The 23,032-nt window shown below is 34.2% G+C and carries 21 protein-coding genes; 2 read left to right on the plus strand and 19 right to left on the minus strand.

Annotated elements, in window-relative coordinates:
- Window positions 1-78 precede the first annotated feature (78 nt).
- From ASG22_RS08020 to ASG22_RS08030, 3 genes are all read right to left on the minus strand, one after another.
- Window positions 79-696 (minus strand): hypothetical protein, encoded by a 618-nt coding sequence (locus tag ASG22_RS08020; protein ID WP_055982843.1) that lies wholly within the window; start codon window positions 694-696, stop codon window positions 79-81.
- A 156-nt stretch (window positions 697-852) separates the two neighbouring features.
- A complete protein-coding gene (locus ASG22_RS08025) occupies window positions 853-1,626 on the minus strand; it encodes a GLPGLI family protein (RefSeq protein WP_055982845.1) in 774 nt (257 codons plus the stop codon).
- A gap of 12 nt (window positions 1,627-1,638) precedes the next feature.
- On the minus strand, window positions 1,639-1,908 hold the full coding sequence (locus ASG22_RS08030; protein ID WP_055982848.1) for a hypothetical protein: 270 nt from the start codon (window positions 1,906-1,908) through the stop codon (window positions 1,639-1,641).
- Window positions 1,909-2,097: 189 nt separating this feature from the next.
- On the opposite strand from ASG22_RS08030, the gene ASG22_RS08035 reads away from it, so the two are divergent.
- Complete coding sequence (locus tag ASG22_RS08035; protein ID WP_055982850.1) at window positions 2,098-2,451, plus strand: helix-turn-helix domain-containing protein; 354 nt, start codon at window positions 2,098-2,100, stop codon at window positions 2,449-2,451.
- A gap of 47 nt (window positions 2,452-2,498) precedes the next feature.
- Here the strand turns inward: ASG22_RS08035 and ASG22_RS08040 are convergent, their stop codons facing one another.
- From ASG22_RS08040 to ASG22_RS08105, 14 genes are all read right to left on the minus strand, one after another.
- Window positions 2,499-2,894, minus strand: coding sequence for an immunity 22 family protein (locus ASG22_RS08040; protein WP_055982852.1), 396 nt, complete (start codon window positions 2,892-2,894; stop codon window positions 2,499-2,501).
- An 87-nt stretch (window positions 2,895-2,981) separates the two neighbouring features.
- The gene (locus ASG22_RS08045; RefSeq protein ID WP_055983488.1) at window positions 2,982-3,557 is read right to left on the minus strand and encodes a YdeI/OmpD-associated family protein; all 576 of its coding nucleotides are present in this window, start codon (window positions 3,555-3,557) and stop codon (window positions 2,982-2,984) included.
- Window positions 3,547-4,080, minus strand: coding sequence for an HD domain-containing protein (locus tag ASG22_RS08050; protein ID WP_055982854.1), 534 nt, complete (start codon window positions 4,078-4,080; stop codon window positions 3,547-3,549). Before ASG22_RS08050 ends, ASG22_RS08045 begins: the two co-directional genes overlap by 11 nt.
- A gap of 73 nt (window positions 4,081-4,153) precedes the next feature.
- Entirely contained in the window at window positions 4,154-4,636 is a 483-nt protein-coding gene (locus ASG22_RS08055; protein ID WP_055982856.1) for a hypothetical protein, read from the minus strand.
- Window positions 4,636-4,866, minus strand: coding sequence for a hypothetical protein (locus ASG22_RS08060; protein ID WP_131726169.1), 231 nt, complete (start codon window positions 4,864-4,866; stop codon window positions 4,636-4,638). The genes ASG22_RS08055 and ASG22_RS08060 overlap by 1 nt, the downstream gene beginning before the upstream one ends.
- On the minus strand, window positions 4,850-5,182 hold the full coding sequence (locus ASG22_RS08065) for a hypothetical protein (protein WP_055982860.1): 333 nt from the start codon (window positions 5,180-5,182) through the stop codon (window positions 4,850-4,852). The genes ASG22_RS08060 and ASG22_RS08065 overlap by 17 nt, the downstream gene beginning before the upstream one ends.
- 19 nt (window positions 5,183-5,201) lie before the next feature.
- Window positions 5,202-6,917 carry an ATP-binding protein gene (locus ASG22_RS08070; protein ID WP_055982862.1) on the minus strand — a complete coding sequence of 572 codons (1,716 nt, stop codon included), beginning with the start codon at window positions 6,915-6,917 and terminating at the stop codon, window positions 5,202-5,204.
- Between the two features lie 4 nt (window positions 6,918-6,921).
- Entirely contained in the window at window positions 6,922-8,031 is a 1,110-nt protein-coding gene (locus ASG22_RS08075) for a histidine kinase (protein ID WP_055982865.1), read from the minus strand.
- A 93-nt stretch (window positions 8,032-8,124) separates the two neighbouring features.
- Window positions 8,125-9,210: a porin gene (locus tag ASG22_RS08080; protein WP_055982867.1), complete on the minus strand. Its 1,086-nt coding sequence runs from the start codon at window positions 9,208-9,210 to the stop codon at window positions 8,125-8,127.
- Window positions 9,211-9,316: 106 nt separating this feature from the next.
- Window positions 9,317-10,687: an outer membrane beta-barrel protein gene (locus tag ASG22_RS08085; protein WP_055982869.1), complete on the minus strand. Its 1,371-nt coding sequence runs from the start codon at window positions 10,685-10,687 to the stop codon at window positions 9,317-9,319.
- A 36-nt stretch (window positions 10,688-10,723) separates the two neighbouring features.
- On the minus strand, window positions 10,724-11,272 hold the full coding sequence (gene kdpC, locus ASG22_RS08090) for a K(+)-transporting ATPase subunit C (RefSeq protein ID WP_055982871.1): 549 nt from the start codon (window positions 11,270-11,272) through the stop codon (window positions 10,724-10,726).
- Window positions 11,273-11,284: 12 nt separating this feature from the next.
- Complete coding sequence (gene kdpB, locus ASG22_RS08095; RefSeq protein ID WP_055982874.1) at window positions 11,285-13,324, minus strand: potassium-transporting ATPase subunit KdpB; 2,040 nt, start codon at window positions 13,322-13,324, stop codon at window positions 11,285-11,287.
- 152 nt (window positions 13,325-13,476) lie between these two features.
- Window positions 13,477-15,171: a potassium-transporting ATPase subunit KdpA gene (kdpA, locus tag ASG22_RS08100; RefSeq protein WP_055982875.1), complete on the minus strand. Its 1,695-nt coding sequence runs from the start codon at window positions 15,169-15,171 to the stop codon at window positions 13,477-13,479.
- Between the two features lie 480 nt (window positions 15,172-15,651).
- Window positions 15,652-16,977, minus strand: a complete 1,326-nt coding sequence (locus ASG22_RS08105; protein ID WP_055982878.1) for a sigma-54-dependent transcriptional regulator — start codon at window positions 16,975-16,977, stop codon at window positions 15,652-15,654.
- 148 nt (window positions 16,978-17,125) lie between these two features.
- On the opposite strand from ASG22_RS08105, the gene ASG22_RS08110 reads away from it, so the two are divergent.
- Window positions 17,126-19,993, plus strand: coding sequence for a M16 family metallopeptidase (locus ASG22_RS08110; RefSeq protein ID WP_055983491.1), 2,868 nt, complete (start codon window positions 17,126-17,128; stop codon window positions 19,991-19,993).
- Window positions 19,994-20,114: 121 nt separating this feature from the next.
- Here ASG22_RS08110 and ASG22_RS08115 read toward each other — a convergent pair whose 3' ends face one another.
- Window positions 20,115-22,253 carry a S46 family peptidase gene (locus tag ASG22_RS08115; protein ID WP_082504970.1) on the minus strand — a complete coding sequence of 713 codons (2,139 nt, stop codon included), beginning with the start codon at window positions 22,251-22,253 and terminating at the stop codon, window positions 20,115-20,117.
- A 131-nt stretch (window positions 22,254-22,384) separates the two neighbouring features.
- Window positions 22,385-23,029, minus strand: coding sequence for an MgtC/SapB family protein (locus ASG22_RS08120; RefSeq protein WP_082504971.1), 645 nt, complete (start codon window positions 23,027-23,029; stop codon window positions 22,385-22,387).
- Window positions 23,030-23,032: the final 3 nt, after the last annotated feature.

Here is a 23,032-nt window from a genome sequence, read left to right on the forward strand (position 1 = left end):
TAATACTAACTTTTTTTAAGCAGTAAATTTTAGGAATGCCATGCTGAGCGAAGTCAAAGCATTTTTTATTAGTTTTTTTTAATTGTAAGAGGTAATAATATGATTTTCACCAAAATAAAAACAAGAAGGATCATAATCATACCAACAAGCCTGATAATTGAGTCCATCCCCATAATTAGAAGTATTAACATTATTTGGTTTTCCTCTCATATAAACTAACATTTCATAACTCATCCCAATCCAAATTTTACGCTCTGAAATTCCAATACAATCCTCTTTTGACCATTCCGGATGCTTTTTGTAGATTTTTCCAGCTTTCGTTTTCATAAATTTTTCTTCTTCAATTTTATCTTTTTTATCAATACTATCAATACGGGCTTGATTTTTAATACTATCTTCTTTTGAAATTTTTGTTTCAATTTCAGTTTTAGTTGAAATATCAGTGTTTTTCTTAGTATTAGAATCGGAACATTTATTTACTAAAAATATTAGAAATCCAAAAATAATTAAAATTAATACTACAATTCCACAGCCATTGTTTGGCTTTTGAGCAGTATTAACATTTTGAGATTGAAGTGGTAGTTTGGTCTTTTGAATAGAATCCAGATTATCTTTTATAGAATAACCGCATTTTGGACATTGCACAGCAGTATCACTTACAAAATTACTACACTCAGGACATTTGATTAATGACATAATAGTTATTTATTTTTATGCCTCAAATTTATATGAGTAATTAAAAATAAACATATGGTTTCCCGTAATAAAATACTATTTCATTAATTTTTTTCCAAGAGTATTCATTCTAATCTAAAGCGAATGTTGAGCGGAACCGAAGCATTATGAGATTTATTATTTGATTTCCCATTCAAAAACTTTTTCCAATCCGGGTCTGTTGTTTTTGTATTGGCTTTCTGTTTTTGTTCCTGAAGACATTTTGCTGAGTAATTCTGCCAATTCTTTGTTTTGAGTTCCTTCTTTCATTTCGACAAATTGTCTCATATTCATTTTAGGATAGCGGCTTAATTTTGGAGTGAAATTTATTTTCGGATCTACGGTTAATTCAACTTTTTCTGCTTTCCAGATATTATAATTATTATTGTCTTCCCGGATATCTAAAATAAGTCCAGGCAAACCAAAAAATTTATAAGGTCCCGTAGAATAGGGAAGTTCTTTGGTAAAATAGGCAGTAACTTCAGAACCTCTGAAATTGGTGGTAGCTTTTATGCAACTGTAACCCAATATTTTTTTTGTCTTTGTTTCTTCAATTTTCCAGATCGGCTTTGAAACTTCATCGTGTACAAAATACTTGGTCTCTCTATCCAAAACTGTAAAAAAAATATCTTTAAGATTATTATTACTTTGTAATTGAGAAATGAAATAGTTTTTAGTTGCCGGTTTATTACTTTTTCTAACGGCAGAAATGCTTCCGGTTCCATTTAAATTAACATTCATAATTGAATCCTGAACCGAGATCACATTATTATCTTTAATGTATAAATCTTCATATAAAGTTGCAATAGGAGACCTTACATAATAATATTTTACATGGACTTGCTGTTGAGCAAATCCACGTAAAAAAAATAGTATGACAAAAATTGTAAATGATATTTTTTTTAAATCCATAATTACTTATTATTAAGGAGTGATCGTATAACCACCTTGTGTTAGATTCCACTGAACAAAAGACTGATATGCCTGACAAGATGATAAAGTAGGTGTGTCAGTTAGAAACCATTGTGAACCTGTGGGATTATTATCACTATCATAAAAAGTAACGAGTACACCACAAAGCCTAAATTTTGCTTCTTTTTTCTCAGTCTGCTTTTCAGATTTCTTTACAAATGTAGGTTTTGCGCTTACTAATCCGGCAATGCCAAAGGCAGCCAATAAAATCATTTTCTTCATGTTTTTAGAATTAAAATTAAAAATAAATTGTAGATATCAAAAGTATTTCGCGAAAACTTTCCTCAAAATTGTGGATATTTAGGGTTTGAGACAATTCGTTTTCGAATAAAAGATATTCGAGATCGAATAAAATGAAAATCGTAGAATTTTATAAAAAAGAATTATCTTTATCCTTTAATTTTTCAACAAATGAACAGTGTAGGCTTTAAAATAAAAAGACTTAGAGAAAGAAAAAATATTTCTCAGGAAGAATTAGCATATAAATTGGAAGTTTATCAGGGAACTTTGAGTAAGATGGAAAACGGAATGGTTGAAAGAATCGATTTCAGTTTTATGCAGAAAGTCTGTGATTATTTTGAAGTTGATCCTAACTATTTTTTGGAAGGAGAAACTGTTATTAACGAAGTTCAGACAAATAATGGAGTTGTTTATAATAAGGGTACATTTAATAATTTCTCTGAAGAAATATTGAAAAATCAGGAACAGATTACAAAACTTATTGAATCTCAGAATAAACTTATTGAAAAACTGCTTAATAAATAAAAACTTTCGCTCTTGGCGAAAGTTTTTGTTTTGTACATTAAATATTTTTAAACATTATACTCAATTCCTCCAATATAAACCAAAGAAAACAAATCATTTTCCACAGAAACCGGTTTTGGAATTTGTTTGTTTAAGAAAATAATAGCATTGATATCGAACTTTAAATCGAGTTCATTCAGTCTGTTTACTAAAATTGGAAGCCATTGTTCAGCAAAAGAATATTCTGAAAATTTCTCGTAAATCGTTCTGTTTCCATCTTCAAAACCATATTCTACAAAATCGTGATCTAGCCAAAGCGTATCCTGAGATTCTGCAAATTTTGAAATATACGTTTCGTCAGATTCTTCTTCCATATAAAAATTTTCATCCTCTTCCACAAATTCATGAAAATCTTCTTCACTCTGGAAATTTCCTACCCAAAAATCTAATGTATCTGTATTCATAATTGTTTGATTGTTGTTCCTTTTATTTAGGAAGTTCAAATTTATGATATTATCATGAAATTTTCAGGTGTAAACAAATAATAAAATTTATTGTACTCTTTTCCCTGATTCACTTTCCTTAATCGTTTTCTCCAACCTCGACAGTCTCGTTTTTTCCTGTTTTGCACGCATAATCCAGTGAAGCATTACTTTTTTGTACGACGGCGCCTGATTGTTGAAAAATTCCCAGGCTTTTCTGTTGGCTTTAAATTGTTTCTCATAGTCAGAATCCAGAACCGCAGGTTCTTTTTCGTGAGAATAAATTCCGGATTTTTCTTCTTTTCGCAATTCAAAAGCTTTTATGCCCTCTGCAGTCATTAATCCGGCTTTTGTCAGTTCTTCAATTTTTTTAACATTAACCGTACTCCAGATGCTTGTTGATTTTCTTGGAGTAAATCTGATGCTGTAACTTTCTTCGTCAATAGATTTTCTCACCCCGTCGATCCAGCCGAAACATAATACCTGATCCACAGATTCCGGCCACGTCATAGAAGGTTTTTTAGTGTTGACTTTGTAGAAACCGACCAATAATTCTTTTTCTGTTTTGTAATGATTTTGCAGCCATTTTCTGAATTTTTCCGGTGTTTCAAAAAAGGTAGCCGATTGCTTTTGATTATCTGCCATATGTTTCGATTTTCTGTTGTAATCGTTGTTCAAGATAATCATTTCCGCCTTTCAGTTCATGTAAAATTAATTGAGCTTCAGTTTTATACTTTTTAATTTTTTCTTCCGACCAATCAGGAGGTGGAGTCTGAAGATTCGTAATTCTGTCGGCTAATTTTACTGCCCAAACCTCTTTTGGCTGTTGTTTGATTCTGAATAAACTATCCGTCATTTGATGAGATTTTTCTAAACTTGAATTTTTAGTTAATGCTAAAACTCCCTCCGCAACAGATTTCCCGAAAATATTTTCGAGTTCCTGAAAAGTGGTGTCTGTATCTTCTAAAGAATCGTGAAGTAAAGCAACCTGAACAGCAAATTCCAAATTAAAATCTTTTGACTTTTCAAAAGCAATCAAAATTTCCATAGTTACATTGCTCAGATGAACTACATACGGAAGATTGGTTCCCGGAATAGTCTGATTTCTATCGGTGTGTTTTTGGGTTGCAAGTTTTATAGTTTCCTGATAAATGGTTTGAATATTCATATCATTGTGATTGAAAGTTGAATTTACGGATTAATGATAGAATAATATGACTTTGAAAAGTTCCTTTTAAAGGTTAGTCATTAGTCTTCTTATTTAAAACAGATTCCAAGAGAATTATCTGCTCATTAGTAAGATTTTTTAAATATAATTTTGAGGTTTCAAACATCAATCTATCTCTCATGAAAACGATTTCTATATTATTTTTGTTGACATTAAACTCTCTTACTTGCTTGGGTTTTCTGGTTTGCTTTAGATATTTATTATTCGAAGTTGAATAAACCAAATTGATTAAACGACTTGGAATAAAGTAAAAATTCTTTGTAAATAAGAAAACAGAATTTTGATTGACTAATATGTCAAATTTACACCATTCAAATCTCTGGCGAAGCATTCCGCTTTTAGTAACAATTGTACCGTAAATGTTTTTAAATTCTATGGAATTTACTTGTTTATAGTTTTCAAGGATTGTCTTTTTTTCGATGAAATAATAAATGCTTTTGCCAATAGCAAATAAAACAAAACCTATAAAGAAATAGAGAAATATATTATCAGGCATTATTTAATTTTATTGTCGTTACTTAAACTGCTTAAAATTTCTTTAGGATTTGTTAGAAATTTATAACTGTTGGAAATTTTGGCTAATTTATAAACTTCTTTTTGTTCGGGAATGACAAGATTTCCCTGAATATCCATCAAAAGGCAATCATATTTTTTTGCAATTCCGATAAACTCATTTAAAAATTTTAAACCATCTTCTCTAAGATCTGCCCTAAAGTGAGGCATCATGATCTATTGTACTTTTAACTGTGATTTTGTAATGCTTCCAGTAATAATAGTCGGATTTGCTTTCCAATGGTTTTCTGGGAAATAATTTGTTGATATAATAAATAATTTCTGTAGGAAGAATATCAACAGAATCCCAAAATTTCATAGTTAAAGCATCAATGAAAAAATCATTCGGTTCCAATAAATTATCTTCGCTAAGGTAATAATGCTCTTCTCTTTCCTGAAGATTGATATTTAGTTTATTAGGAATAAATCCAAATTCATTAATAATTCCTTCTCTTGGAATTAAGTTTAATCGAAATTGATAAATTGCCATGATCAAATATAGTAAATAACTAAGCCATCGGCAACACAAAATAAAAACTACTTCCCTGATTTAATGAACTCTCTACTCCAATTTCCCCATGTTGTTTTTCTATAAAGTTTTTGGAAATGGCTAAACCAAGACCTGTTCCGTTCTGATGATCTCCCGGAACCTGAAAATAGCGGTCAAAAACCTGACGGTGGTATTTTTCCTCAATTCCCTTGCCCGAATCTGTAACGCTGAATCTGATTTTTGAATCAATTTTTTCAACTAAAATCTGAATATTTTCATCCTGAAAAGAATGTTTAATGGCATTGCTTAGAAAATTATTCATTACCCAAACTGTTTTGTCAAAATCTGCGGTGACAAAGTCATTTTCATTCAGAAGAATTTGAGAATTGATGGAAATATTTTTCTGTTCGGCTAATTTTGCAATATTTTTTACGGCTGTCTGCACAATTTCTGTGGGAGAGCAGTTTTCAATATTCAGACGGATATTTCCGGTTTCAACTTGTGATAAATTCAATAATTCTCCAGTGATATTTAACAATCTCTGACCGTCTTCATTGATGCCATTTAACAGTTCTTTTTGCTGTTCATTCAATTCTCCGAATTTTTGATTTCCTAATAATTGAACACCCATTTTTATCGCAGAAATCGGGGTCTTCAGTTCATGCGAAATGGTGGCAATAAAATTAGTTTTCGCAAAATCAAGCTCTTTGAAAGGCGTAATATTTCTAAGCAGAATTACTCTTCCGATGTACTTTTTTTCTTTTTCGCCTGTCTTTACAATATTAATCGGAATGATATCCTGCTCGAAATAATTTTCTTTGTGATCCGAAACAATTTTAATGGGTTCTTGTACAGGATGATCGATATTTTTTAATAATTCTCGTACCAAATCATTGTTTACCGCTACTTCATGAGCCGTCTTTCCGATGATTTCATCTTTATTTAAATTGGTGATTTTCAAGGCTTCATCGTTAATCATGTAGATGAAATGATTTTCATCCAGACCAATCACGGCATCGTGCATATTGTTGACCAAAGTCTCGATGCGCTTTTTATCCATCAGCTGTTCCGATAGAGTACTGCTCTCATATTCCTGAAGTTTTTCTGCCATAATGTTGAAAGAATTGGCAAGATCATTAAATTCTTCACTTCCTTTAAAATGAACTCTTTCGTTGTAATTTTTATTGGCAATCTGCCGGATACTGAATGTCAGCTGGTTGATGGGTTCCGCAATCGTTTGAGGAAGATTAAATAATAAGACAACAGCAATTAAAAAACAGACCGTTCCTAAAGTGGCAATCCAAAAAGTAGCATTTTCTGCGGTAATAATGGCAATGTCACTTTTCCGTTCGATCCCTTTCATGTTGAGCGACATAATTTTAACCAAATCTTCACGAATCAGTTTTTCTTTTTCAGGAGAAGGCTGATTTATGTAATTATTAAAATGTAAATTGAGATTTTGGGTAGCTTCTTTTTCACCAAATTCGGTTAAATTTTTTTCCTGTAAAATATTATTTTTCTTAAAATCTTTAATCGCAATGGCGCTGTCGGTTTTTATTTTATCTAAAGCCAACAACATATTCTGGGAAAATTCGAGACTGTTGTAATTGGCGGTGAGAATTTTTTCTGTATCGGATTTTAATTTGTTGATGTACACCGAACCAATCACAGAAAGTAAAACGATCAGCACAAACAAAAGACCGACTCCCAAGGTGAGTTTTGTTTTAATTTTCATTGTTTTAAGATAAAATAATAATGTCTATTTGTCTTTCGTTCAATCGGTTCATCAGGGTATAAATCCAGCTGTAGCCGAAGATTCTCAGCCAAAATTTCGCATGAGGTTTTCCCATACAAACGGTTGTAATGTTATGTTCAACTACATAATCTAAAATTCCTTTGTGAATACTGTTTTCCTTTAATCGGATTACTTTTGCTCCCAATTCCTGTGCTAAATTAAAATTATTAATCAAATATCGCTGTTTATTCAATGCAATTTTTTCAGGATCTTCAGATGATTTTTGAATATATAAAACCGTCCACGGACTGTTATAATAACTCGCCAGTCTTGCCGTTTTTCGGATAATATTTTTTGCAATTTTCTCATTACTGCTTATACAGGCGAGAAATTTTATAGGTTTGAAATTTTCAGTTTTAATTTCCGTTTCTACTTTTCTTTCGACGTGGGTTGCGACTTCTTTTAAAGCCAGTTCACGGAGCTGTAAAATATGTCCGCTCTGAAAGAAATTGTTTAAAGCAGTTTGAATTTTTTCTTTTTTATAAATTTTTCCTTCTTTTAACCTTGTCAGCAATTCGTCTGCAGTCAAATCAATATTCACCAGTTCATCAGCAAGTCCTAAAATTTTATCGGGAACCCGCTCTGTAACTTCAATTCCTGTTATTTTTTTTACTTCCTCGTTTAAACTTTCAATATGCTGAATATTCATCGCACTGATAACGTTGATTCCGTTATCGAGAATTTCCAGAACATCCTGCCATCTTTTTTTATTTTTTGAACCTTCAATATTCGTATGCGCCAATTCATCCACCAAAACAACTTCGGGATGAATATTGATAATCGTCTGGAGATCCATTTCTTCCAGATTTTTACCTTTATAAAAAGAAGATCGTCGCGGAATTTCAGGAATTCCATCAACCAAAGCCACGGTTTCTTTTCTGTCATGCGTTTCAATATAGCCGATTTTTACATCAATACCGTTTCGCAAAAGAGAATGAGCTTCCTGGAGCATGCGAAAAGTTTTCCCCACACCCGCACTCATTCCGATATAAATTTTAAACTTTCCTTTTTTGGATTTTTGGATGAGTTCTAGAAAATCTGTTGCTGATGACATGGGTTTTATTCTTTTTAATTTAATCTTTTGAAGCATAAAAATAAGGAAAGTCAGAAGCTGGAAATCAATCTTAGCTTCCGGCTTCTGATTTATTTAAAACCAAGCTGCAATACTTGTGGTAATGAAAAAGTTCCCTTGTTTAAATTGATCGTTTTTCATGAAAATAGCATCTTTAGAAGTAAATCCTCTTGCTTCTGTACGGAAAACAACGTTCTTTAAGATGGCATAATCTACATTCAGAGAATATCCGAAGGTTTGAAAGCCATTGGGTGTTTCCGTGCTGATGATGACTCCTTTTTTATCATTATAGTATTCAAATCTTCCTGCCAGAGCCCATTTGTCATTCACCTGATATTTCATCAGAACATTGGGAGAATACCACAGATTATAGCTGTCACTTCTTTTTTCTTTCTGTTCGGCTCCGATATCAAAACCCAGCAAAGCTGAGAATTTATCCGTCAGCTGAAAATTTCCATATAAATCATGAAAATAGCGCATTTTTTTCTCTTCTTTAGATTTATCATTTCCGATGAATGAACTGCTGTTTAATGTAATTTTTTCATTCGGTTTGTATGTGATCTGATGTCCGAAAGAAATAGTTTGGTTTCCTTCCGGCTTAGCAATTCTCTGCCATCCGTTTAAAACCAATCCGCTTAAAAACCATTTCCCGTTATCCGAAGTATAGGAAATTTTTGCTCCGGTTTCAAAATAAGGAGAATTTTCTGCTGCAAAACTTCTTGTAAGACTTATATTATCCTTTCCGATGGCACTTTCCCAGCCAATGTGTGAAGGCATAATTCCGGCATCGATCCACAGATTTTTTGTTTTTGAAATTTTAATTCCAATATTAGCTTCATTTACATACCGTAAAGCATCCTGTTCGGCAGCCATGTTATCCTGAGCGTACGTTCCTGCCATGAGCGCAAGATTGGCCCGGAGATTATCATTTTGATAAGCAGCTTTTACAAGTCCTAAATTAAGATTTAATTCATTGTGACGGTTATAGGAATATAAAAAATTCTGACGGATATGATTTGCAGGTTCATTAAAATCGTAAGTGTAAAACAATTCTGCATAAGCTGAAAAAGTAACTTTATGATCTGCTTTTAATGAATCCGAAGATTGTGCCTTCGGAAAAAATATCCCAACCATAAATCCAATGACAATATACTTTTTCATTTTCAAATTGTTTTTTTAAGAATTGTAATTTGTTTAATAACAGCTCGAAACAATTAAATTTAATTATTTCGAGCTTGTAGTAAGTATTAAAATGTAGTTCTATCAATTAAAGTCTAAACATTACCGCTAAAGTCAATCTGCTGTCAGATTTTTTTAAATCCGGTCTCCAAGAGTCAACCGGCGTATCGATCCATCCATCGGGGCTTGTTGTTCCTTGAGGTCCTGCGAAATAAGGGATATTACTTTTTCTGAATCCGTACTCTAACCTGAAAGTTACGAATTGATTCGGCATTAAATCTACTGTTGCAGTTCCCTGAAACATTTTCAGTTTTTCTCCATTTGCAATTGCGTCATTAAAATCGTTGTTGGTAACCGGAGAAGGGGAGAATGCCAGATAAGCTCCCGGATTTGAAACGGCATCTGCTCTTAAAGATAAAGCGACTTTATTATGATGAAACCAAAGTCTGTTTGAAATAGAAGTTCCGATCATGTAATTGTCTTTTGCCTTCAAACCACCTCCGCTTTGAAACCCATAATGATTGTTGATACTGAATGCAGCCTGCGACAATCCATTGCTTTCTTTATTGTGGAAATATCTTGCAACAATACTGTGGTCGTGATGAAAACGGCGTACCTCGGAGTTATTTCTCGTATCTTTTCCGTTTAAATAAAAATTGGCAACCAACTGCAGATTTTCATTCGGACGGTAATAATTGGAAACTCCTAATCCAAGACCTTTGTTCCATGAATTATAACTTTGCCAACCGTTTAATATCCAAAGTTCAACCTTGTATTTTTTTGAAGGATATGCCTGAATTCTTGCTCCCTGAAAATAGAACGGTGTAAAATCACAAACCAAACTTCTTTGGTAATTCCAGTTTTCGCCCAAAACATAACTTTCCAAACCGATGTAGCTCATGAAAATTCCGGCTTCAACATTTAAACCATGCATTACATTGAAATGATAACCTGCAGCTGCTTCTCTGATGTTTTTTAAGTTATTGACGCTGGTATTTTTACCATGGTTTACCGTTCCGTCCAAATCCTGAACAATAGAACCCATCTGCCCGTATTGCAGCCATAAACGCCCGATCGTATTTTTGTAATTGGTTTCTAAACCGATACTTGCCATATTGATGGTAAATTCGTTGGAACGACCGATCGCTGCTGAAATCGTATGAGTATTATCTTTTGGATTTCGGAAATCGTAGTTGTAATAGGCATCTACATAGGTTACACCCGTTAAAATTGTTTCTCCATCCTTATCTTTTAAGGTTAAAGGAAAATCTGTCTGACGGTTTTGACCGTTGATCCAGGTCAGATCGTAGCCGTCAAAAGGAATTTTAGAATCGATTTTTGTAGTTAAAGAATCTTTAGGTTGTAAGGAAACAGAATCTTTCTGAGTTTCCTGTGCATTCATAGGATTTAAAGCAAAAAATCCCAATAAAAAAATAACCTGAATAGTTGTTGATTTCATTATATAGATATTGATAACAATGTGTTATTTTGTAAGTTATTTTAATTGGTCTAAAGCAATATTCAATTTCAAAACATTTACTTTAGACGGTCCGAAAAATGATTTTTCTGTTTGATTTTTAATAAGGTTTTCTATTTTTTCAGCAGAAATATTTCTGTTTTTTGCAATTCTTTTTGCTTGATATAAAGCCCCGTCCTCCGAAATATCAGGATCTAATCCGCTTCCGCTGGCTGTTACTAATTCCACCGGAACTTTTACATTTTGCATTTTCGGATTTTGCATTTTCAGCGTGTCAATTCTTTTCTGAACAGTCTGTAAATATTCTTCATTCGTAGGTCCTTTATTGCTTCCGGCACTTCCTGCGGCGTTATAATCAACAGCGGACGGACGACCGTGAAAATATTTCGGAGAGGTAAAATTCTGACCAATATTGGCATAAAATTTCTGACCTTTATAATTGATAATCTCTGCATTTCCTTGATTTGGAAGGACTTTAGAACCTGCGTAAACTATTCCTAAGTAAATTCCAACGATAACGAGCATGACAAGTGTTAATCTTAATGCTGATAGAATATGATTTTTCATTTTAATTAAATTTTAAAAGAATAAACTGATAAATAAATCGATGAGTTTTATTCCGATGAATGGAACGATCACCCCGCCTAAACCGTAGATTAAAAGATTTCTTCGTAACAATGCACTTGCGCCGATTGGTTTGTAAGCAACTCCTTTCAACGCCAATGGAATTAAGAAAGGAATAATGATCGCATTGAAAATAATAGCAGACAAAATCGCAGATTCAGGGCTGTGCAAATTCATAATATTCAACTTTTGAAGTGCCGGAATAAATGTGATAAACAACGCCGGAATTATGGCAAAATATTTAGCAACATCATTCGCAATACTGAAAGTTGTCAACGTCCCACGAGTCATTAATAACTGTTTTCCGATTTCTACGATTTCAATCAATTTCGTCGGGTCATTGTCCAGATCCACCATATTTCCTGCTTCTTTTGCAGCCTGAGTTCCGCTGTTCATGGCCACTCCGACATCGGCTTGGGCTAGTGCGGGAGCGTCATTCGTTCCATCACCCATCATGGCAACCAGTTTTCCTTCCTGCTGTTCTTTTTTGATGTAATTCATCTTATCTTCAGGCTTGGCTTCGGCGATAAAATCATCCACACCAGCTTTTTCTGCGATAAATTTTGCGGTTAAGGGGTTATCACCTGTAACCATCACGGTTTTCACACCCATTTTTCTCAATCGTTGGAAACGTTCCTGAATCCCGGTTTTAATAATATCCTGAAGTTCAATGACTCCCCAGACTTTTTCATTTACGGAGACAACCAAAGGAGTTCCTCCGTTTTCAGAAATTTTGGTCGTGGCTTCCTGTGTTTCGGGAGGAAAAATATTTCCTGCTTTTTCTGTCAGTTTTTTAATCGTGTCATAAGCTCCTTTTCGGATTCTTGTGTTTTCAAAATCAATCCCTGATGTTCTGGTTTCAGCCGTAAAATCAATGTAAACCGGATTGGGAACGAGTAAATCTTCGGATTTTAACTGGCTTAATTCTATAATTGATTTTCCTTCCGGGGTTTCATCGGCAACAGAACTTAATGCTGAAGCTTTTATAAATTCATCAAGCTGAATTCCGTTTGAAGGATGAAAATGTGTCGCTTTACGGTTTCCGATTGTGATGGTTCCTGTTTTATCTAAAAGTAGAACATCAATGTCGCCCGCAGTTTCTACAGCTTTACCGCTTTTCGTGATCACATTAGCTCTCAACGCTCTGTCCATCCCCGCAATTCCGATTGCAGAAAGCAGACCGCCAATCGTTGTGGGAATCAAACAAACGAAAAGTGATATAAATGCCGCAATGGTAATTGGCGTCTGCGAATAATCTGCAAAGGGTTTTAACGTAACAGTAACGATAATGAATGTCAGGGTAAATCCCGCTAACAATATGGTTAATGCGATTTCGTTGGGTGTTTTCTGTCTTGAAGCTCCTTCTACAAGGGCAATCATTTTATCAAGGAAAGATTCTCCGGGTTTTGTAGTAACTTTCACTTTTATTCGGTCGGAAAGTACTTTTGTACCGCCCGTTACGGAACTTTTATCTCCACCCGATTCTCTGATTACGGGTGCACTTTCTCCGGTGATTGCAGATTCGTCGATTGTTGCCAAGCCTTCGATAATTTCGCCATCCATGGGTATTTGGTCGCCTGTTTCACAAAGGAAAATATCTCCCAGTTTCATTTCGGCTGACATTCTTAATGTTGTTTCTACCTGAAATCCGGGTTTGTTTTCAAGGATAACTTTTGCCGGAGTTTCTTCCCTGGTTTTTCTCAGCGTATCTGCCTGTGCTTTTCCTCTTGCTTCAGCAATAGCTTCGGCAAAATTGGCAAATAGAACGGTGAAAAATAATATGATGAATACTAAAAAATTATAGATGAAACTGCCTTGCGATTTGTCTCCTGTTAAGCTCAATAAACTTACGAATAACATAACCACCGTTCCGATTTCCACCAGAAACATAACGGGATTTTTAAACATAATTTTCGGATTCAGTTTAACGAATGACTGTTTTATGGCTTCGTTTACCAAATCTTTTTGAAACAATGTCTGAGATTGATTTTTCATTGCTTTGAATGATTTTTTTTATTTGAACCATTAAAATTTATTAAGGAGTTAAGTTTAATTAAGAAATATTCTTTAAATATTTTTCAGCTTAATTTGATTCCCTTAATATTCTTAATTCTTAAATAAATTTTAATGGTTTAATTATTTGATTTTTATTTAGAAAAATATTGAATCTGTTCCGCAATCGGTCCCAAAGTAAGGGCAGGAAAGAAAGACAGGGCGGCAATCAGAAGAATGACGGCTAGAGTCATAAATCCAAAAGTTGCAGTATCCGTTTTCAACGTTCCTGAACTTTCCGGAATGTATTTTTTCTGTGCTAAACATCCTACAATCGCTATCGGACCGATAATTGGAATAAATCTTGAAAATAAAAGGATAATTCCTGTTGAGATATTCCACCAGGGCGTGTTGTCGCCTAACCCTTCGAAACCTGAACCGTTGTTGGCCGATGACGAAGTAAATTCATACAATATCTCACTGAATCCGTGAAAATTTGGATTGTTCAGTGTTTTTGCTCCGAATTCCGGGAAATAAGCTGTTAAAGCTGTTCCTACAAGAATTAAAAAAGGATGAAATAAAGCAACAATCATCGCAATTTTCATTTCTTTTGCTTCAATCTTTTTACCCATAAATTCAGGTGTTCTTCCTACCATCAGGCCACTCATAAATACGGCGAGAATAATGAAAATAAAATAGTTCAGAATTCCGACTCCGCAGCCGCCGTAGAAACAGTTGATCATCATTGCCAACAGTTGATTCATGCCTGAAAGCGGCATCATGCTGTCGTGCATAGCGTTCACAGAACCTGTTGAAATTACCGTTGTTGCGATACTCCAATACGCTGAAGCGGCGCTTCCGAAACGAATTTCTTTGCCTTCCATCGCTCCGAGATGAGGGTCAGTTCCCATTTGGGTAATTAAAGGATTTCCGTGGGTTTCATTAATGATCGTTGAAACTGTTAATGCCAGAAAACCGATTGTCATCACCGTAAAAATCGTCCATGACAGTTTTCTTTTCTTTAAATAAAATCCAAGCGCAAAAACCAGTGCAAACGGAATGATCATCTGAGTTACCATTTCGGTCATATTCGTCAGATAATTCGGGTTTTCAAGGGGATGTGCTGAGTTGGCTCCAAAAAAACCGCCACCATTTGTACCTAAATGTTTGATTGCCACAAATGCGGCAGCAGGACCTCTGGAAACGTCAACTTTCTGACCTTCCAGTGTTGTAATATGGTCTTTCCCTTCAAAAGTCATCGGAGTTCCGCTGGCAGAAAGGATAAAAGCAATTACAATACTGATCGGGATCAATATTCTGATGATTGATTTGGTGAAAAAATCATAGAAATTACCTAATTCTGTAGTAGTTTTTTCTTTAAATGCTTTGAAAAGTACCGCCATTGCAGCCATTCCGGTTGCCGCCGTTACAAACTGTAAAAACATTAAGTATAACTGACTGAAATAGCTGACTCCCGTTTCTCCTGAATAGTGCTGCAAATTACAGTTAACCAGGAAAGAAATTGCTGTATTAAAGGCAAGATCGGGTGACATATTCGGGTTTCCGTCGGGGTTTAGGGGAAGCCAGGATTGATTTGATAAGATAAAAAATCCGATAATAAACCAAACCAGATTAATGGTCAACATGGCAAACATATTTTGTTTCCAAGTCATTTGCTTATTTGGATTGATGCCTGAAATTTTATAAATCAAATTTTCAACAGGCTGAAAAATTTTATCTAAAAAAGTCTTTTTGTAGCCATACACATCAGCAATGTACTTCCCTAAGAAAATACCAATTACTAAGGTGATTGCAAACATCATAATTATGCCTAAAATTTCTGTATTCATGATAATCGGTTAAAATTTTTCAGGTTTGATTAAAACATAGCAGATGTACACAAATGCAAGTATTGAAAGGAAAAATAAACTCCACATAATTTTATATTTTGTCAAAAAATTCAACAGATTTGTATAAAAGCCAGAACATGATTGCGCAAAGCAGAATTAAACTAATGAGAATCATATCAATTTTATAATTATTGTTACTACTACCATTGAAGCATAAAGTGCTATCAAAACTTTAAATCCCGATACTTTTGACTTTGGTCGGTTTGTTTTTAACATTGCCATTTTTAATTATTTAAATCCTATATGCCAAAAGAAAGTCCAATATCTTGATGTGTTTATTAAGTTGTTGAATTATAGTAATTTGTGTTGTTTTAAGATAATGTAGGAAAATGAAAAAGCCTATCAAAATGATAGGCTCGTTATTAAAATGATAAGGATAATATTCTTAGTTCCTAAATCTTAATGGTTCAATCAGAAATTTTATCTCAAATTATATTCTTCCAATTTACGGTACAGCGTGGCAATCCCGATTTCAAGCAATCTTGAAGCTTCAGCTTTGTTGCCTTTTGTGTATTGCAGGACTTTTAAAATATGTTCTTTTTCTAAAGATTTTATACTCAGAGAATCACTTTCGGCGGCGATTTTTTCCGAATAATGAGGAAGGCTTTCTATATCTAAAATATTGTCATTCATTAAGATTAAACTTCTCTCGATCGTATTTCTTAATTCCCGAATATTTCCTTTCCAGTCGTTCTTTTCTAATGCTTTATAATATTCCGGAGTAACTTGAACGGTTGTTAAATGCAATTTTTGTGAAAAAATATTAACAAAATTTTTCGCCAATGCCCTAAGATCTTCTTTTCTTTCGCGAAGCGCAGGAAGGGTAATTTCGAAAACATTTAATCTGAAATATAAATCTTCACGGAAATGTCCCTGTTTTATTTCGTCTTCCAGATTTCTATTGGTGGCAGCAATCAATCGGAAATCGGATCTTGAAACTTTCGTTTCTCCCATTTTGATAAATTCCTTTGTTTCTAAAACCCGGAGTAATTTTGCCTGAAGCTCGATTGGCATTTCGCCAATTTCGTCTAAAAATAAAGTTCCGGCATTGGCTTCTTCAATTAACCCTTTTTTATCTTTTATGGCTCCTGTAAAAGCTCCCGCTTTGTGTCCAAAAAGTTCACTTTCCAGAATTTCTTTACTGAATGCAGAACAGTTGATTGCCACAAAATTATTTTTCTTCCTGTCACTTCCTTCATGAATGGCATTCGCAAAAACTTCTTTTCCGGTTCCCGTTTCTCCGGTTAAAAGGACGGTAGCATCTGTTAAAGCAACTTTTTCTGCCAATTTTTTAGCCTGAAGAATTAATGGAGAAGTTCCGATGATTTGATTAAAACCTTTCTGAACTGTACTTTTTTGGATAATTTTAGATTTATTGTCCTTTACTTTTTCCAATGCTTTGTAAACCAACGGAATAATTTTTTCGTTGTCATCACCTTTCACCAAATAATCGTAAGCACCGTTTTTCATTGCCTGAACGGCATCGGTGATATTTCCGAAAGCAGTCATTAAAATGATTTCCAGATGAGGGTATTTTGCTTTGATCGATTTAACCAAATCGACACCAAAACCGTCGGGAAGCCGGACATCACTCAGTACGACATCAAAATCATATTGCTCCAGCATCGTCATTGCAGACCGTGCGGTAGAGGCTTCTTTTACGTTAAAATCTTCTTGGGAAAGGATCATTCCTAATAATTTCAGGAGCTTGATCTCATCATCGATGATCAGAATGTTTCCGTGCATGATATATTTATTTGGAAAACTAATGCAAACTTAAATATAAAAAGCGAATGTTAATAATAGATTTTACTATTTATAAAGTAAAAGGATTACTTTTTGATTGCTTACATTTGTATTCATTCTGATTGTAAGGATGAAAATGAGTTTATTTATGACGGACAAAAGATACAACGAGACGACACATACAGATAAAAATAACTACGAATATATCACAATTCCCAACGACGAAAATAAAGTAAGAATTTATACCTTAAAGAATGGTTTAAAAGTTTTTCTTGCCCAGAATTTCGATGCTCCAAGAATCCAGACTTATATTCCAGTGAGGACGGGAAGTAATAATGATCCTTCTGATAACACAGGTTTGGCCCATTATCTTGAGCACATGATGTTCAAAGGAACTTCAAAATTAGGAACTCTCGATTGGGAAAAAGAAAGTGAATTATTAAGTGAGATTTCAGAATTATACGAGCAGCACAAAGCTGAACAGAATCCTGAAAAAAAGAAAGAAATCTATACAAAAATAGACGACGTTTCTCAGCAAGCAAGTAAGTTTGCAATTGCCAATGAATATGATAAGGCGATTTCTTCTCTTGGTGCGACAGGTACAAACGCCCACACTTGGTTTGATGAGACTGTTTACAAAAATAATGTTCCCAATAACGAGTTCGAAAAATGGCTTAAAGTTGAAAAAGAACGTTTTTCAGAATTGACATTAAGACTTTTCCATACAGAATTGGAATCGGTTTATGAGGAATTCAACAGAGCGCAGGATAATGATTCCAGATTGGTGAATTATGAATTGATGGATGCTCTTTTTCCTACACATCCAAATGGTCAGCAAACAACACTGGGAGATCCCGATCATCTTAAAAATCCTTCCATGAAGGCGATTCACAAATATTTTGATGAATATTATGTGCCTAATAATTATGCGATCGTTTTGGTGGGAGATTTTGATTTTGAGCAAACGATTCAGCTGGTAGATCAATATTTCGGAGCAATTCCTTACAGAGAATTACCGAAAAAAACACCGATTATTGAAAAACCTATTACTGAAATTGTAAAAAGAACGGTAAAAAGCCCGACTACGCCAAGAGTTCAGTTAGCCTGGAGAACGGAAAGTTATGGATCAAATGAAGCAATATTAGCAGATATTACGGCAAATCTTTTAAGTAACAGGGGAGAAGCAGGATTATTAGATTTAAATATCAATCAGACGCAGAAAATGCTTTGGGCACAGGCATATTCGGTAGGTTTGAAAGAATATGGCTATTTTTCAATGGTGGCTGTTCCGAAGGAAAATCAGACGTTGGATGAAGCCAAAGATATGATGTTGGAGCAGATTGAACTGTTAAAAAAAGGAGAGTTTCCGGATTGGATGCTTCCTGCAATCATCAACGATTTCAAATTGCAGAGAATGAAAGCGCTGGAAACTGCAGACGGATTGGCAACAAATCTTTATGACACTTACATCAAAGGCAGAACCTGGGAGCAGGAACTAAACGAAATGGACGATTACAGCAGATTTACGAAAGAAGATGTTGTTGCTTTTGCCAATGAGTTTTTCAAAGAAAATTATGTCATTATCAATAAAGAAAAAGGAATTAATGATAAATTATTGCGGGTTGAAAACCCTGGAATTACGCCGGTGAAAATCAACCGTGAAGACCAGTCAGAATTTTTAAAACAAATTATTTCTGAAAAAACAGAAGATATTCAACCCGAATTTATCGATTATCAGAAAGAAATTAAGACAGATTTAATTAAAGATAAAAAATTAAGTTTCGTTAAAAATAAATATAACGATATTGCTCAGGTTCATTTTATTTTTCCTTTCGGAAGTGATAATGACCGTGATTTAGGGATTTCTACACAGGTTCTTCAATATCTGGGAACAGAAAAACTTTCGCCGGAAGATCTGAAAAAAGATTTCTTTAAAATAGGAGTGAGCAATGATTTCAAAACATCAAATAATCAGTTGACGGTTTCTTTGAGTGGCTTAGAAGAAAATCTTGAAGAAGGAATTGCTTTGCTTCAAAACTGGATGAATAATGTGCAGCCAGATCAGGAAATTTACGGTCAGTTTGTTGAAACTGTTTTGGAAAATCGTGCTGCCATGAAAAAGGATAAAAACAGCATTATGAAAGGGTTAACAAGCTATACGAAAGTGGGCGGATTTTCCCGTTTCACAGATGTTATTTCAAAAGAAGAACTTGAAAACAGTGATGTTGAGGTGTTTACAGAAAGGATGAAAAAGCTGTTTAAATTTCCTTATCAGATATTTTTCTATGGAAAAGATATTGAAAATTTTAAAGGATATATAGGGAAATATGTTGAAGATGAAAGCCTTCAGATTCCTGAACCGAAGGAATATCCTGAACCGGAAACCATTGGAAATGTATACTTTACTGATTATGATATGGTTCAGATGGAAATGAGTAAAATCGGAAGAGGGAATGAAGTCAATACCGGAAATTTCGGAAAAATAAATGTTTTTAATGAATATTTCGGACGTGGTTTATCGTCAATTGTTTTCCAGGAAATCCGTGAGAGTAAGAGTTTGGCTTATTCTGCGTATGTTTCTTATTCTGCTAATTCGGAATTAAATCATCCGGATTACATTTCAACTTACATTGGAACGCAGCCGGATAAATTGCAAATTGCAGTGGATACGATGGCGGAATTGATGCACGAACTTCCGCAGGTGCCAACACAGTTTGAAAATGCGAAAAATGCAGCCTTAAAACAAATTGCATCCACAAGAATCACAAGAACAAATATCTTTTTTAATACTTTACGATTGAAAAAATTAAATATTCACCATGATTTCAGAAAGGATATTTATCAACAGATCGAAGCGTTGAGTTTTGATGATTTGAAACAATTTTACAATACTGAAATTAAACCTATCGATTTCAATACCGCCATTATCGGGAAAAAAGAAAACCTGAATATGTATGCAGTCAATCAAATGGGAACATTTAAAGAATTAAGTTTGAAAGATATTTTCGGACATTAAAAAAGAGGCTTTTAAAAGTTTCTTTTTGAGTATTTCTTATACTGTTTATATTCTAATTTTAATGTAAAACAAAAAATCCCGAAAGCTCGCTTTCGGGATTTATATTTAATTTTTTTTGAAATTACTTAACGATTTTCATTTCGTCAATCAGCCATTTAGAATCGGCAAATTTATCAATGATAAAAAGAATATATTTCGTATCAACCATAATGTTTCTGCTGAAACGAGGATCATAATTAATGTCACTCATCGTTCCTTCCCATTGTCTGTCGAAGTTTAGCCCAACCAGATTTCCGTTGGCATCCAGAGCCGGACTTCCGGAATTTCCTCCTGTTGTGTGGTTGGTTGCCGTAAATCCTACGGGAACATCGCCGTTTTTATCCTTATAATTACCGTAATCTTTTTTGTTGTAAAGATCAATCAGTTTTTTAGGAACATCAAACTCATAATCACCAGGAATATATTTTTCAATTACTCCCGCCAAATGGGTCTGATAATTGTAAGAAACCGCATCTCTAGGCGAAGAACCTTTCACTTTTCCGTATGTTACACGAAGCGTAGAATTGGCATCCGGAAAGAATTTTCTGTCTTTATCCGTAGACATTTGCTGTGCCATAAACGTTTTCTGAAGCGCATCAATTTTTGTTTGTAAAGACGTAAACTGAGGATCAGCTTTTGTCATATAAGTATCTCTTATCGCAACATACAATTGATAAACAGGATCTTTTTTCAATGTTTTGATTAATTTATCCTGATTAGAAAATGCTTTGTCAATATCTTTGCTTAAAGAAGCACCGTTCACATCAGTTCTTCCTGTAATAATCGAATTTTTAGAAATTTCTTCAATTGAAGTAATATTCTGAGCTTCGTTTTTATATTTCTCAAATCCGGAAGGCAAGAATTGTGGAGCCGTTTTATTAGCATACAATGCCAGCAATTTTGCCGTCACTTTTGCATCTAATTCTGCGCTGTAATCCTTGTAGAAAGAAGTCACTTTATTTTTAAAAGCGATTGTTCCTTTTTCATCCATTCTGCCAGCTTCAACCGAAGTAATATAAGTATAATAATCTCCTGCCAGCTTTAAAGTTTCAGCATTTCTGATCACTTCTGTGTAATAAGCATTGTTTAATGCAAACGGAGCTTGATCGTTATACAATTTGTTTAACTGATCTAAAGTTGCTTTAACCTCATGATTTTTAGCAACTAAAGAACCTTCATACATTACTTTTTTCTCAACTGCATTAGATTTTTTCAACCCTTCAACCTCACCGATCCATTTTTTCCAGTAATTGGCTACTGAAGCGTATTTTGAAGCATATTTGATGCGGGTTGCATCATCAGCACGCATTTTTTCGTCTAAAGTTTTCAAAGCAATATCTCTCACCGCAATTCTTGCAGGATCAATCTCTTTCATGATCTTTTCTACTGCAATTGCCGGAAGATATTCTGTCGTTCTTCCTGGAAATCCAAATACAAAAGTGAAGTCGTTTTCATTTTTATCTTTGATAGAAACCGGAAGATAATGTTTCGGAACATAAGGTATGTTGTCTTTCGAATATTCTGCGGGCTTGTTGTTTTTATCAGCATAAATTCTGAACATCGAGAAATCTCCAGTATGTCTTGGCCAAATCCAGTTGTCGGTATCGGAACCGAATTTTCCGATGCTTTGTGGTGGTGCGCCTACCAAACGAATATCTTTAAATGTTTCGATGGTGAAAGCATAAAATTTATTTCCGTAATACATCGATTTTACAGAAATCGACTGGTATTGTTCTGTTTTTTGAGAATTTTTATAAATCTCAATATTTTTAGCAATTTGTTTAGATAATTCAGGTTCGGTAAGGTTGTCTGTACCTTCTAAAATCTGATGGGATACTTCTTTAATATCAACAATAAAATCTACGGTTACTCCAGGATTTGGAAGTTCGCCGTCAGGATTTTTTGCCCAGAAACCATTAGATAAAAGGTCATTTTGAACGGTTGAATGCGCCTGAATTTGTCCGTAACCGCAATGATGATTTGTTAAAAGTAAACCTTTTGGCGAAATAATTTCAGCGGTACAACCTCCGTTGAACTGTACAACCGCATCTTTTATACTTGGTTTTTGAGGATTGAAGATGTCTTTTGCAGAGATTTTCATTCCCAAATCTTTCATTTCCTTTTCATTAAGCTCTGTTGGGATCCACATTCCACCGTATTGCTGTGCAAAAGTCATTACAGCCGGCAAAAGAAATACGGATAAGAGTATCTTTTTTGTCATAATCAAAATTTTGCCCAATTTACGAAGAAATTATGAGTTTCATAATTTGACGTTTGTTGTATTTCTTAAGTTTTGATTTTAAGTGTTTTATGATTTAATTGAATGTGTTTTTTGAGTAGATTTTTTAACATTTAGAATTGGTAAGCAATAATTTTTTCATCTTCGATAAGATTTTTCGTCAAAGCTTCGTGATAGCTGCTATTGCCTGAAATAATCCATGTGGTTGCCAGATTTCCTTGTGTATATTGTTGTTTGGAAAGCAGAAATTTCAAATTGTTTTTCTTAAAAAGTTCTTCACAATATTTAAGATCATGATAATCTACCACCGCAATCTTATATTCACGTATTTTATGTTTTTTATCAATAAATCTTTCAAAATAAGTTAAGGAATTTAGCACCAGTAAAATCAAAAGGGTTCCCATTAGAGAAAGATAGACATATCCTGAACCGACTGCCATGCCAATAGAAGCTGTCGCCCAAATGGTAGTTGCAGTGGTTATTCCGTCTATTTTATTTTCACCTTTAAAGATAACTCCCGCACCCAAAAAACCAATTCCTGTAATAATATTGGCTGCCAGACGATCCGGATTGTTAACCCCGATTTTAATGGAAAGAATAGTAAAAAGGCAAGATCCGAAACACACCAGAATGAAGGTACGTAACCCCGCAGATTTATTTCTGTATTCACGCTCTGTCCCGATAAAAATCCCGAGAAGTACGGAAATGAATATCAGTACTAATTCGTTTTGAATAGAATGATCCTTTAAAAATTCCATCTT

This window comes from Chryseobacterium sp. Leaf405 (genome assembly GCF_001425355.1).
Taxonomy (GTDB): Bacteria; Bacteroidota; Bacteroidia; order Flavobacteriales; family Weeksellaceae; genus Chryseobacterium.